Raw genomic sequence first — 13027 nt, forward strand, 5'->3', positions numbered from 1 at the left:
AGAGCGCCACGGTCGCGGCCAGCCCTCTGGCCCACGCCGACAATCGGCCACCCCAGCGGACGTTCGTACGATGCACGGTTACCTCCTGTGACTCATCCGCCAGCTTCTGCAACACCGGTTCAGGGCACAGCCTCAAGGCCGACACTCGAATCGATTCGACAATCTGCCGGCGTCGCCGACCACCCGGGAAGGGTGGTTGCGGCCAGATACATAGATATATATGTATTAATGAGCATATCGAGCGTGAAGTCAAGGTTTCAGGACGGTTACTTCCTGCTCCTGACGCCTCGCAAGCTTCGAGTGGCCGCCGACAAGTACGACCCTTCCGGAGCACGAGGGCAGCACGCTCAGGCATTCCGTGTCGCCGGCCCACCGACGCGGCGCCGATCGGATAGCGAACCGATTCGCCTCTGCGGCGCCCGGCCGCGTGACACGCTGAAGGCGTGGACAGCAGCACTGTGGTCTTCGGTGAAGTCGGCGGGCGGCCCGGCCTGATTTGTTCGGTTCGAAACTGGAGTTAGGGTGCTGGTAGGGAACGTGCTTCGCCAGCGTCACGGGCGGGTTGCGGGCTCTTAACGGTGAGTGTCTGACTGCGTAGACATGACCGCGCAATCATACAGGACTATGGCCGGCGATGGGAGGTGCCGTGACGCGACTGGCGAGGCCGGGTGAAAGCCCTCCGACGCCGCGCAGCGTGGACGTCGCGCGGCTGGCCGGCGTCTCCCAGAAGACGGTGTCCAGGGTCCTCAACGACGAGCCGTATGTCTCGGCCGACGTGCGCCGGCGGGTCCTGGACGCCGCCGAGGAGCTCGGCTACCGGCGCAACCAGGCGGCCCGGGCGCTGGCCTCCGGGCGGACCCGGTCGATCGGCGTGGTGACGCTCGGCAGCGCCTTGTACGGGCCGGCGTCGTGGCTCATGGGCATCGAGCGGGCGGTCCGGGAGGTGGGCTACACGCTGCGGGTGGCCGCCACGATCGAGGGCGACCCGGGCGGCATCGCGAGCGCCCTGGCGTCGCTGCTGGGCCAGGGCGTGGACGGCGTCGTCATCTCCGAGCCGATCGACGAGGGCGTCGGCCTCATCAGCGTCGACGTGCCGGTCCTGGTCCTCGGCGCGCCGCCCACCTTCGCCGCGCCGCAGGTGGTGACCGCCAGGGTCGGCGCGGGCCGGCTCGCGCGGGCCGCGACCGAGCACCTGCTGGAGCTGGGGCACGCGACCGTCCATCACCTGGCCGGCCCGCAGCGGTGGTATTCGGCACGGGACCGTCTCGCCGGCTGGCGCGAGGCGCTGCGAGCCCACGGCGCGGACGAGCCGCCGGTCGTCGAGGGCGACTGGTCGGCCGCGTCCGGCTACGCGGCGGGCCGGGAACTGGCCGGCGACAGCACCGTGACCGCGGTGTTCGCCGCGAACGACGACATGGCGATCGGTCTCATCCGCGCGCAGCTCGAGGCCGGGCGCCGCGTGCCCGAGGACATCAGCGTCGTCGGGTTCGACGACATCCCGGTCGCCGCCTACGTCACTCCCCCGCTCACCACCGTGCGGCAGCCGTTCGACGAGGTCACGCGGCAGGGCCTCGCGCTGCTGGTACAGGTCATCGAGAAGCCGGACGTCGAGCTTCCACCGGCGACCGACCATCCGGTCGAGCTCGTCGTCCGCGCCTCGACGGCGCCACCACCGCCCCGGCCGATCCCGGGACGTGGCCGCCGAGCGATCCCCCATGCCCACGGTGGCCCGCACGGTCAGCCCGCCGACAGCGAAGTCCCATCCACCCAGCCCTGATCAGCGTCGATCCGTCCACCTACGGCGGCACGTCACCCGAGACGCGCACCGGCCGTCGCTGACGAGCGGCGTAGCACCCGCGTACGGGCGAAGTTTCGTTGCGACAGCGATCGCCGAGGCCCTGATGCGCGAGTTTCTTGCCCTCGCTGCTTCGGCCGATCGAGTGCGTACGCGACGTGGCATCGTTCGTCCCCACGTTCGACCCGGGCCACGATCTCGTCGGCAGGCGAGCGCCGACTCGCAGACAGCGGGGCAAAGTCCTGCGCCGCCGCCGCCGCCGCCGACGGCCGGCTCGGCCTGACCCCGATCCCCACCGGCGTACGCACCGGCCGCACCGCCATGTACAACGTGGACAATTGGGCCACCAACCGCGTCGGAGCATTGCGCGCCTGCGGCAAGGCCGCTGACCGGCCCGAGACAGCCCGCACCGCGTAGGCCCGCTCGACCTGGAACGCCAGCAACCGCCGAACCGCCGCCACCACCGGGCTGATGATGAGCTACAACCTCGACACCGGCCTGTTCGACACGACCGGCTGGTGGAACTCCGCGAACGCGCTCACCGCCGTGATCGAGAACATCCGGGTGAGCGGGATGGGCAGCTACCGGTACGCGATCGCCAACACCTACGACCGCAACGTCAACAAGTGGCTCGGTCAATTCCGCAACGAGTACCTCGACGACACTGGCTGGTGGGCCATGGCCTGGATCGCCGCCTACGACCTGACCGGCGAGACGCGCTACCTGGCCACCGCCCGCGCCGCCGCCGATCACATGAGCGCCTACTGGGACAACCGGTGCGGCGGCGGCATCTGGTGGAGCACCGCCCGGGCCTACAAGGCGGCCATCGCCAACAGCCTTTACCTACAGGTGACCGCAGCGCTGCACAATCGCATCCCCGGCGACACCGCCTATCTCCAGCGGGCGCAGCAGGAGTGGGCCTGGTTCCAGAACACTGGCATGATCAACAGCTCGAACCTGGTGAACGACGGGATCAGCCTGTCGACCTGCCGCAACAACGGCAGCGCCGTGTGGTCGTATAACCAGGGTGTGCTGTTGGCAGGGTTGACCGAGCTGCACCGCGCCACCGGCGGCATCCTGCGCGATCCCTGCGAGCCGAACAACAACTGCGGGGCCGATGGCGCGTCCTTCAAGGGCCCGCACGTCCGTGGGCTCGGCCAGCTCAACGCCGCCCTCAGCGACCATCCGTACACCGGTTATCTGCGGATGCAGGCCGACACCGCATTCGCCAACAACCGCACCCCGCTGGACACCTACGGCCTGCGCTGGGCCGGACCGGTCGACGCCACCGACGCGGCCCGCCAGCACATAGCGGTAGACCTGCTCAACGCCGCCCCGTAGCCGGACAGGCACGAGGAGACCGGTGCGGATCGCTTGCATCTGCGCCGGCTCCCTGCCACCCCGACCGCTAAGACCCGACACCCAGATTAGGCAGCTCGCCGCCGCGCTTTAGGAGGAAGCCGACGGCCGATCGGCTTGGTGAGCAAGCCAGCGCCGGAATTGCCCCCCGGGTCACTCGTCGGTCGTCGTACCCGCGGCGTTCCACACCAGTACCGCCTCGCAGGAGCCACCATCGGTACGCCGCGCGGCGCAGGTCACGGCCCGGTCGTCCCGCAGCAACCGGGCCTCGCCGAGGAACTGCTCGTCCACCAGCCTGACCCGCAATCTGTCCCCGGCGACCGTCCGGCCCTGTGCGGTGATCGCCGAGTCAACCACCGGCGAGCAGCCGCCCCGCAGCTCCAACGACCAGGTCACCCGAGTGTCCTCGGCATCGTCGAGCGCGAACCCGGTGGTGACCGAACCGCCGCCGGGAACCGCCCACACCATCTGCCGGGGCGGGCAGTGGGCGACGCCCTGCTGGACGCAGATCGGACGATTGTGCTCGCGGAATCGGTCACCGGACTGGTAGGTCAGCCCCGGCGTCGGATCCGTGCTCTCGTCGTGCCAGTACATGGCGGCAGCGCGACACTGCCGGTGATTCGCCGACCGCCACAGCCCAGGACGGGGTCCGCCAATCTCGCTCCGCGCGCACCGCCAGCGCAGCTGACGCCAGCAGATCCGTGACGACTGACCTGCCCACGGGTACGTGGGCAGGCCATCCGTTCCGTCAGGTGTCAGGACCGTGACCACCTCTGATTACCGCCGCCGTTGCAGGGCCAGATCTGCAGCAGAGTTCCGTTGGCCGTCTCCGCACCGGTCGCGTCCAGGCACTTTCCGCTGGCGACGCCGACGACGGTGCCGTCAGTGTTGACGTTCCACTGCTGATGGGCGCCGCCGTTGCAGTCGAAGATGGTGACCCCTGCCCCGTCGGCGGTACTCGCGCCGTCCACCTCCAGGCACTTCGTGCCGTACACCCTGAGCTCCCGCGACGCTGTCGCCGCCCACGCCTGGTTGGCACCGCCGTGGCAGTCGAAGAGTTCGACACGGGTCCGGTTGGTCTGGCTGTTGAACGGCACGTCGACGCACCGCCCGGACGCCTGCCCCCGCAGGACCGCGCCGGTGTCGGATCCGCAGGTGGTCAGGCCCGTGGTGTACGGGCAGACGACGGAGGCGAAGCCGCCGCGCTCCAGCATCGCCACGGACAGGCTGGCGGTGTTGGTGACGACTCTGGTCTCGCGGACCAGCGCCGAGTTGGACCCGTCTCGGACGGTCTCCAACAGCCACTGACCGCCACCGAGGAAGTTCAGTGGTGTCGAGTAGGTCCTGGCGGACTGGGCGGAGATGCCGCCGAGGTACCACCTCCCGCCGTTGCGGCGGGCGAAGTACGCATCCTGACCGGGCCGGCCGCCGAGCAACCGGGTTTCGTCCCAGGCGGTGGGGATCTGGTTGAGGATGCGCAGTGCCTCGGGCCGGGCTTCGTAGCTTTCGGGGTTGTCGCCGAGGTGCTGCCAGCCGGACTCGAAGACGATCGACGTGGCGAGTTCGTGTGCCGGCGTGGTGTCCCGGTTGTAGGGGCTGAACACGACCGGGGTGTAGTCCATGCTCGAGATGATGTTGCGGTTGAACGGCAGCATCGTGTTCTTCGACGCACGGAGGTACTGCTCCGCGCCGTGTACCGCTTCGGCCGTCAGGACATGCGGCCAGGTGCGCTGCATGCCGCGTGGGGTGGCAGAGCCATGGAAGTTGACCATGAGCTGCAATTCGGCGGTACGCGCCAGGATGGCGTCGTACCACTGCAGGGTCGGCTGGGTGAACTCGTAGCTGAAGTCGACCTTGATGCCGGCCACGCCCCAGCTCTTGATCCGCGGCAGCCACGTCTCACGCTGCGCCGCGGTCCAGAGGCTGGACGAGTTGAACCAGAGGATCACCTGCACCCCCCTGGACTGGGCGTAGGCCACCACTCCGGGTGCCCAGCTCTCCTGCCAGCCTTCGTCGATGAGCACGTAGCCCCAACCGTTGCGCGCGGCGAAGTCAATGTACTGACGCTGCCGGCTCTCGCTGGACGGGCTGGAGTGTTCGGTCAACCAGGACCAGGCCACGGTGTCGGGCCGGACCCACGACGGGTTGGCGACCCGCGACGGCGCCGAGAGGTCGTCGACGATCGTCGACTGCGTGACCGTGGCCAGGGTGCCGACGGCCGCGGTACGCCACGGCGTCGACAGCGGCAGGCTCGTGGTCACTGTCGAGCTGTCCAGCACGGTGCCGTAGGTCCCGGAGCCGGACGAGTGCGTGAGGCTCGCCGCCGCGTACCGACCGTCGAGGTTGGTCTCAGCGACCAGCGCGAAGGCTCCGCCGGCTTCGAACAGCGCGGGCACCCGGAAGGTGCCGGCGGCGGCGGTCGTCTGCACCGGATATCCCTGGTCCTCCCTGTGGGAGGGCAACAGCCAGGCGTTCGACGACGTCGGCACGGTCCAGGACGAAGCCTCACGCCGGACCGTGACCGATCCGCTGCCGGGCAGCACGTACCGGTAGGCGGCACCGGAGTTCGACGCGCGAACCACGACGTCCAGTCTCGCGCCGCCAGCACCGACGAACGACAGCGTCGTCTCGGTATAGACGGTCGACCGGCTGCGCTGCTTGCCGGTCGTCATCGTGTAAGCCTCGGTGACCGTGCGGTCGGCGCGGCCCGTGAACGTGAGGTTCCGGGTCAGGTCGGCGGCACCGGTCTCGATGCCGATGGCGGACGGGGACAGCACCGCGCGGCCCTGATGGGAAACGGCGAACGACAGCGTGCCGTTGTCGTTCAGAACGACCTGGGCCGCGATGGGCGACGCGGTGGACGGGCCGTTGATCGTCCAGGTGGTGGCGGCAGAGGCGGGCACGGGGGCGGCAGACAGGACCGCCGCTGACAGTACGAGCGCCAGGGCCGAGCCCAGCGACGCGCGTCGGCGCTTTCCTTCACGCATAGGGATGCCTTCCGAGACCGAGGGACGCCGTGAGGGGCGCACAGAGCCGGCAATCGCGAACGAAAGGCGGTCTTCCACCGAGAGGGCGGCAGCCCGGCGATGTTGAAACTCGTTCGTTGATGCTCGACTATGTTTACATAGAACAACGTCAGTCTGATTGTGTCAAGCGAAGGGGAATGCCTGGTCTCACCGTCGACTAACCGGCTGGCGACAAGAACAACACACCCGCTCCTAAACACATCGGACTCACAAGTCTGAAGCGCGGTGAGATGTCGTGATGACCCATGTGAGAATTTGTTGGAGGCGGCGGCAACACAGCGATGCGGATTTACAGCACCCCAGCCCCGACCAGCACCCGGATCTAGACCCTCATGCACGACCGCCTACCTTGGCCGCACCTCGCGAACCTGACAATGACCGTCACCTCCTCGCAGCCGTACCGCTAAGGTCTGGTCGCCGGGGTAACGGCTTGCATGATCACCGAGCCGATGATTTCGACCGTCCGGGTGTCGTCTCGGGGCGTCGGCGCATCCCAACGGTTCCAGGTGAGGTTGAGGTCGGTACGCCGGGCGTTCCAGGCCGCGTCGGCATTGCGCCTCATCCAATCGTAGTATTCGTCCCACAGATTGTTTTCGCGCACGAACTCGCCCATTCCTCGCGCGAACTCGGACTGCCACGTTCCCTCGCGTTGGGTACTCGTCATGATGCCGTTTGTCGTACGGTCGCGAATGACCCAGTCGGTCGTCCGCTTGGCATCATTGAAAATGCTTTGTCGCCTGTTGTTTCGATAGAGGGCTTGGGCGGCGCTGACAAAGGCGCCGGCCGAGTAAACGGTTTGCCCACCAGCGAGCCGGCCATCGGACCATATCGTCTCGTGCACGGCTCCGGTGCTGCGATTGAGCAGCGTCGCCCATACCCAATCAAAGATTGCCTGGGCTTTGTTCAGATATCCGCGGTCGTTGGTGGACTCGAAGATGAGGACGCCAAGAATGACCGCCGGACTGTTACTGAGAGCATTCTTGTCCCTCCTTCGAATGTCCCACCAGATGCCGCCGCCCAGGTTGGAATCCCACCCTCGGTCGTAGACCCGGTTGAAGGCGTACTGCGCCTGGTTCAGATAGGTTAGGTTGCCGGTGATCCGGTAGCCCCGGGCGAAGGCGAGTCCAGCCCAGAGCAGATCGTCGTTGTATTCGTTCCAGTTCCAGTCGTAGAGGCCACCACCACCCCTGTTCTGCTGCAGGAACGTGTCGAGAAGGCGGCTGATCAGATCGCGGGTCGCCGAGCTCCCCGTCCTGTCGTACACGTCCTGGACAGCCTGGATGTCTAGTGCCTGACGCCAGAAATAGTCCTTTTCGCCGTTGTTCAGGGAAGTTTTGTAATACCGCTGCGAACCGTTGCTGACGAGGAAAGCGTTGTTCATCGCCGCAAAAGCCGAGTCGAGGTTGACGGTCAGCACGGAGGCCGAATTCGGCTCCGGCGGCGCGCCGCTCGCCGTGCCGGCCGGCGTCAGCGTGGCGACCATGGTGACCGCCAGGGCCGCAGCCATTCCAGCGGACATGGAGGTGCGTCTGCTCATTGTGAAACCTTCCGGGTCGGACGGAGCCGCACATGCCGAGATCAGTGCCGAGCACTGTCTTCGAAATCGTGCGGACGAAGGAATCGCTGCCACCTTTCGGGGGGAAGAGGGCTGCAGGATGTATGTGATACTACACCTCGATTAACTCGCCATGTCAATCCCTTTACACATTGGCGTAAATTGATGTTGCAGCTCGTCCGAGCGCGCGAAGTAACGCAATCACAAAAACACAAAGATGGGCGGTGCCGGGAGCGCTCTGATGACCGCTCACGACACCGCCCACCAAGGCCGGCCCGCTATGCCGCTATAAACAAACCGTTCGCTACGAAATATTCGGTTGTGCGACCCGGACGTACGCTGGGGCATCCCACGCCTGCGTCCCGGGCAGTGCCATGACCACCGCGCCTGTGCCTCCTGCCGTGGTTACGCCGCGCAGTGCAGAACGGCGTCCGCCCAGTCGGCGTGATCGAGGGCGTTGCCGTCACTCGCATCGGTCACCCGCAGCTCGACCCGGTTCACCCCGGTCAACGGAACGTCCACCGCGACCGGGCCGTCGGTCCCGCTCACCCGCTGCCCGGCCCAGGCTCGGACGCCGTCCGCCCACACCTCGAAGACCACGCTGCCGCCATCGCCGACCTCGTCGTCGACGCCGGTCGCGGCGGTGAACGAGGTGCATCGACCGCCCAGGTGCACAACGACCGCCGAGTCGGCGTGCACACCCAGACCCCGGTCGTACGCCACTCCCCCGATCCGCAGGCCGGCGCCGTCCCCGGCGCCGTTCTCACCGTTGCTCGTGTTCTTCTCGACCGGACCCCATCCATTGCGGACGCGCACAAACTGGACGTCGGCAAGGGCGGTGTCACCGGCTGGCGGAGCCGGATTCGCCGCCACCATGCCCTCCGCAGTGCGGGCGTACACCCGGGCGTTGCCTGCCCCGGTCCCAGTGAGGCTCGCGTAAATCGGATACTCCCCGACGGCCGTGTTCGGACCACGGGTTACCCGCACCTCCCGGGTCGTAGACGCACCCGACGCCAAAGTGCCGACCTGTACCGGGCCGGCCGACCAGCCGGTGGGCAGCTCGACGGACGCGGTGAGATTGCGGATCGCCCCCGGGCAGGGATTGTGGATCGTCAGCTTGAGGGTGGTCGAGGTCTCCGGTTCCAGCGACGCCGCCGCCGGAAGGGTGGCGCGCGGCGCACAGGTCGCCGGTCCGTCCGGACGCCCGGAAACCGCCTCGGTCCGGGTCAATGGTCGCAGCAGCAGGGCGTAGGCGTATTCCCGGTCGGCTGGGACCTGATACTGCGGCAGCACCGAATGGAACGTCTCGGCGACTCCGCTGACCGCGTGGTCGGCACGTAGCGTGAACTCGCCCGGAGTCCGCTTCAGGGCGAACGGGTACTGCGCCCGGTCAATGCCGGTGAACGGCGTGACGCCGACCGACAGATCACCCGCCACGAGAAGTCCGGACGAGCGGCCGTCAGAGAGCGCCGCCCACCGGACATCCTCGTGATTGCCGTACTCCTGCGGAGCGCTGTAGGCGACGTACTCCTTCTCCACAGTCGAACGCCAGACGCCGACCGGGGAACCGTCGATCCGGTCCGGGTATGTCTCGCCCGGACCGCGACCGTTCCACACGAAAGTGCCGAGCTTCGACGGCAGCCGCATCTGCAGACCGATCCGGGGCAACATCGGCAGATCCCGCATCCTGCCGAACGGAGTCACCCGATGCGAGACCCGCACATCACCGTTCGCTGCGACCGCATACCGAAGTTCCTGATGGAACCCGGCGTCGGTCACGCCCGCGGCGGCCACGGTGCTCTGGATCGTGACGGTGGAGCCCGAGGTGCTCACCCCGGTGACCGTGGTGGCCAGGCGGTCAAGTCCGACCGACCGCCAGGCCCGGGCCTCGTCGACGTCGTTGCTGACCGGCGGCCGCCAGACGTCGAGCTCGGGCCCGCCGGTGAGCAGATCCGTCCCCCGAACCTTCATCGACGTCAGAGTCCCCGACCGCCGGTCGACGGTGTAGACGAAGTCGCGTCCGCTCAGCACGACGCCGTCGGCGGTCGTGCGCGTGGTCACGTCACCGGATGCCTCACGGGCGAACACTCCCGGAACCTGATCACCACCCAGCGGGAACTGCTCGACCGCCACCACGTGTCCGGCAGGCGCCCAGCCGGCGTCCTTCGCCAGAACTGCACGCGCAGTCAGGTGACGCTGGGCCTGCCGAGGATTGGCCGGCGGTGTGGGCAGATTGAGACGCGCGGTCGTCCCCGGCGCCACGACCACCGCGGCCGAGCCGGAGCGCAAGACCCTGTCACCCTCGACGTATTCCCAGCGCACCCGAACGTCTGCGGTGTCGGTGAAGGCACGCTCACTGGTCACTGCTAGCGCCCCGTCGGCGAGTGCGAACCGGACGGGAGCCTGCACGGCCCACAGCGCAGTCGCCTCCGGCTGCGGCTCGCGATCCGGGCTCACCATGCCGTCGTTGCCGGCTTCGCCCGCGCCGTACGACAGATAAGTTCCGCGGGTCCGGATGTTCTCGAAGTTCAGCGCAAGCACCGGGTCGTCCTGGACGGCAGGGTCGGCCAACTCGGTGGTGGTCAGGGCGCGGTGGTAAATCCGCACATCGTCAACCGCGCCGTGAGCCATCCGGGTGTTGTTGGTGTTTTCCCGCATAGACTCGGCGTTGCGGCCGATGTTCACCGGCCACGCGGACCGCTGGATTGTCCCTGTCCACCGGGTCTCGCCCACGACCACGCCGTCGATGTGCAGACGCAGCACGTCACCGTCGAAGGTTCCGGACACCCGGTGCCACTTGTCGTACCAGTCGGCGGGAACCGGGGCCTGCACGGTGTGATAGGCGCCCTCGCCGTACACGAAGAACTCGAGTTGATCCTCGGTCTTCATCTTGATCGCGTACTGGGTGTTGCCCTTCGCGACGATGGTCAGGTCACCGGTCCAGGGACGGGCGGGTTTGACCCAGGCATCCAGCGTCAGGCCACGTGACACCTCGTCCAACGTCGGATCCCGGTAGACCTCGACGAAGTCGTCCAAGCCGGAAAGCGCCAGCGCGTTACCGCCGTGCGGGCCCGGCACCGTGTCCGGCAACCCGTTGATCCACGCCTGGATGTCGTTGCCGGACCCGTCCGGAACAATGCGCAGTGGCTGCCGTAGCTGCTGGTCGACCCAGTCCCAAATGAAGCCGCCCTGCGCCGACGGATACTTGCGCATCACGTCCCAGAACTCCCGGAAGTTGCCGAGACTGTTGCCCTGGGCGTGGACGTACTCCCCCATCACGATCGGCTTCTGTGTCGTCCTCGCCTTGTCCTCCAGCGAAGCCGGTGACGGATACCGCGGCCCCCACACGTCGGCGAAGGGCGCGTCGCCGTCGGGACTGTTCGACTGGTGGTACAGCGGTCGGGTCGGCTCATTGCGGTCGGCCCACTCGGCCATCGCGAAATGTGCCGCGCCCAGCCCCGCCTCGTTGCCGGTGTCCCACATCAGCACACTGGGGTGGTTCTTGTCCCGCTGCACCATGCCGATGAACCGGTCGAGGAATGCGTCCTTCCATTCCGGTAGGTCGGCCAGGCAGTTGGATGGGCAGTTGTCATGGTGGTGGGTCTCCACCTCGACCTCGTCGTCGACCCAGAGCCCGTGCTTGTCCGCCAGTTCGTACAGGTACGGGTCGCTGGGATAGTGCGCGGTACGGATCGCGTTCACGTTGTGCTGCTTGAGGAGGTCGACGTCCTGCTCGAGCCGGGCCCGGGGAACGTGCCGGCCACCGTCGGGGTCGGCATCGGCATGGTTCACGCCCCGCACCAGGATCCGCTTACCGTTGACCAGGAGTTGCTTGTCGCGGACTTCGACGGTGCGGAACCCAACGGGCTGCCGCGTCACGTGGGTGACTCGTCCGGTGGGATCGAGTAACTCGACGACGAGTGCGTACAGATTGGGGGTTTCGTCCGTCCAGGGCAGCGGGTCGGCGACCGCTGCCTCCAGAGTGACCTTGCCCGGCTCGGTGCCGAGTTCGGCGGAGGCTGTCGCTGTGGTTACCGGCCGACCCTTGGGATCGTACAACCGGCCGCGCACGGTGTAGGCACCTGCCGGGCCGCCACGAGCGGCCAAGTCAACCACCGCCCGCAGCCCCGCATTCGCCGGGGTTGTCACGGTCACATCCCGCAGATACGTCTGCGGCGTCGAGTACAACCACGTGCTGCGGAAGATGCCGGAGAACCGCCACTGGTCGTACACCTCCAGGTGACTTCCGGCGCTCCACCTGTGGACCTGCACGGCGATCGTGTTGCGCCCCGGACGGGCCGCAGTGCTCAGGTCAAACTCTGCCGGCGTGTATCCACCCTGGTCGTAGCCGACATACTTCCCGTTGACCCACACCAGGTAGGCGCTCGTCACCCCCTCGAAGCGAAGGAACGTGCGGCGGCCATCCCAACTCTCCGGCAGGTCGACAGTGCGCACGTAAGCGCCGGTCGGGTTGATGTCGCGCGGCACCGTCGGCGGTGCGTCCGGGACCATCTCGGTGACCAGGTTGCGAAACAGCGGATGGTCCAGACCATCCGACTGCCAGGTGTGTGGCACCGAGACTGTCTGCCAGTCCGACACATCGAAACCCTCGCGGTAGAACTCGCGGGGTACGTCCGCCGGACGGTCGGCCATCGACAGCCGCCAGGCACCATCCAGAGATCGCATCCACGGCGAATCCTTGCCGCCGAGTCGCGCCGCCTCACCGTTGGCATAGGGACGCAACTCGGCGTGCGGCGCTTCCTGGTTCTCCTGCACCATCCGCGGATCGTCCAGGTAGCGGTAGATATCGGAGGGTGGATCGGCCGCCGGACTCGCGGCGGCGACTCCACCGAGCGAGGCCAGCAGAACACCGACGACCGACAGGTTGACGAACCGGCGCACCGGCGGCACCTCCTACTCGAGCGACGCTTCGGATTAGTGTCAACGTTGTCACTTGTTCGAAAAAGTGTCAACGTTGTGCATCAATGTCCGATGGTGACCGTCCTTGATGTTTCGTGGTCCAGTCCTGGGGATCACGCGCCGGCACTGCCGAGGATCCCGCCCGCCCGCCCGCCGACACGAGGTGTGTCACCGCGACATCCCGTTGGTCGGCGGCAACCGCACCGCCGTCGCGTACGAGCGCTCGGAGGATCGTCACAGCTCGCCGCCGTCACTGATCCTCCAACATCAGGCTCTCCCGGGATTGCCGAGATGACGCGGAGATATTGACTCCCTTAACCTTCTGTGACAACGATGTCGCCATCGTCTTCCGCCGTTGACCCGGAGGTAACC

Annotated in this window: 5 protein-coding genes and 1 pseudogene; 2 read left to right on the top strand and 4 right to left on the bottom strand. The window is 67.4% G+C overall.

From position 1 onward, the window contains the following. The first annotated feature begins 646 nt into the window (after positions 1-646). Entirely contained in the window at positions 647-1777 is a 1131-nt protein-coding gene (locus tag ABZU25_RS26055) for a LacI family DNA-binding transcriptional regulator (protein ID WP_355031992.1), read from the top strand. 480 nt (positions 1778-2257) lie between these two features. Then, a pseudogene (locus ABZU25_RS26060) lies at positions 2258-3136 on the top strand (glycoside hydrolase family 76 protein); the annotation flags it as partial. Between the two features lie 171 nt (positions 3137-3307). Here the strand turns inward: ABZU25_RS26060 and ABZU25_RS26065 are convergent. From ABZU25_RS26065 to ABZU25_RS26080, 4 genes are all read right to left on the bottom strand, one after another. After that, positions 3308-3748 (bottom strand): hypothetical protein, encoded by a 441-nt coding sequence (locus ABZU25_RS26065; protein WP_355031993.1) that lies wholly within the window; start codon positions 3746-3748, stop codon positions 3308-3310. 161 nt (positions 3749-3909) lie between these two features. Further along, positions 3910-6057: a glycoside hydrolase family 97 catalytic domain-containing protein gene (locus tag ABZU25_RS26070; protein WP_355031994.1), complete on the bottom strand. Its 2148-nt coding sequence runs from the start codon at positions 6055-6057 to the stop codon at positions 3910-3912. Between the two features lie 526 nt (positions 6058-6583). Then, a complete protein-coding gene (locus tag ABZU25_RS26075) occupies positions 6584-7717 on the bottom strand; it encodes a glycoside hydrolase family 76 protein (RefSeq protein ID WP_355031995.1) in 1134 nt (377 codons plus the stop codon). A gap of 423 nt (positions 7718-8140) precedes the next feature. Continuing rightward, positions 8141-12637: a glycoside hydrolase family 2 TIM barrel-domain containing protein gene (locus ABZU25_RS26080; RefSeq protein ID WP_355031996.1), complete on the bottom strand. Its 4497-nt coding sequence runs from the start codon at positions 12635-12637 to the stop codon at positions 8141-8143. Positions 12638-13027: the final 390 nt, after the last annotated feature.

Source organism: Micromonospora sp. NPDC005215 (genome assembly GCF_040607915.1).
Taxonomy (GTDB): Bacteria; Actinomycetota; Actinomycetes; order Mycobacteriales; family Micromonosporaceae; genus Micromonospora.

Excerpts from the sequence above, each read along its gene's own strand:
- ABZU25_RS26075 (WP_355031995.1), bottom strand. The coding sequence starts at position 7,717 with ATGAGCAGACGCACCTCCATGTCCGCTGGAATGGCTGCGGCCCTGGCG.
- ABZU25_RS26065 (WP_355031993.1), bottom strand. The coding sequence starts at position 3,748 with ATGTACTGGCACGACGAGAGCACGGATCCGACGCCGGGGCTGACCTAC.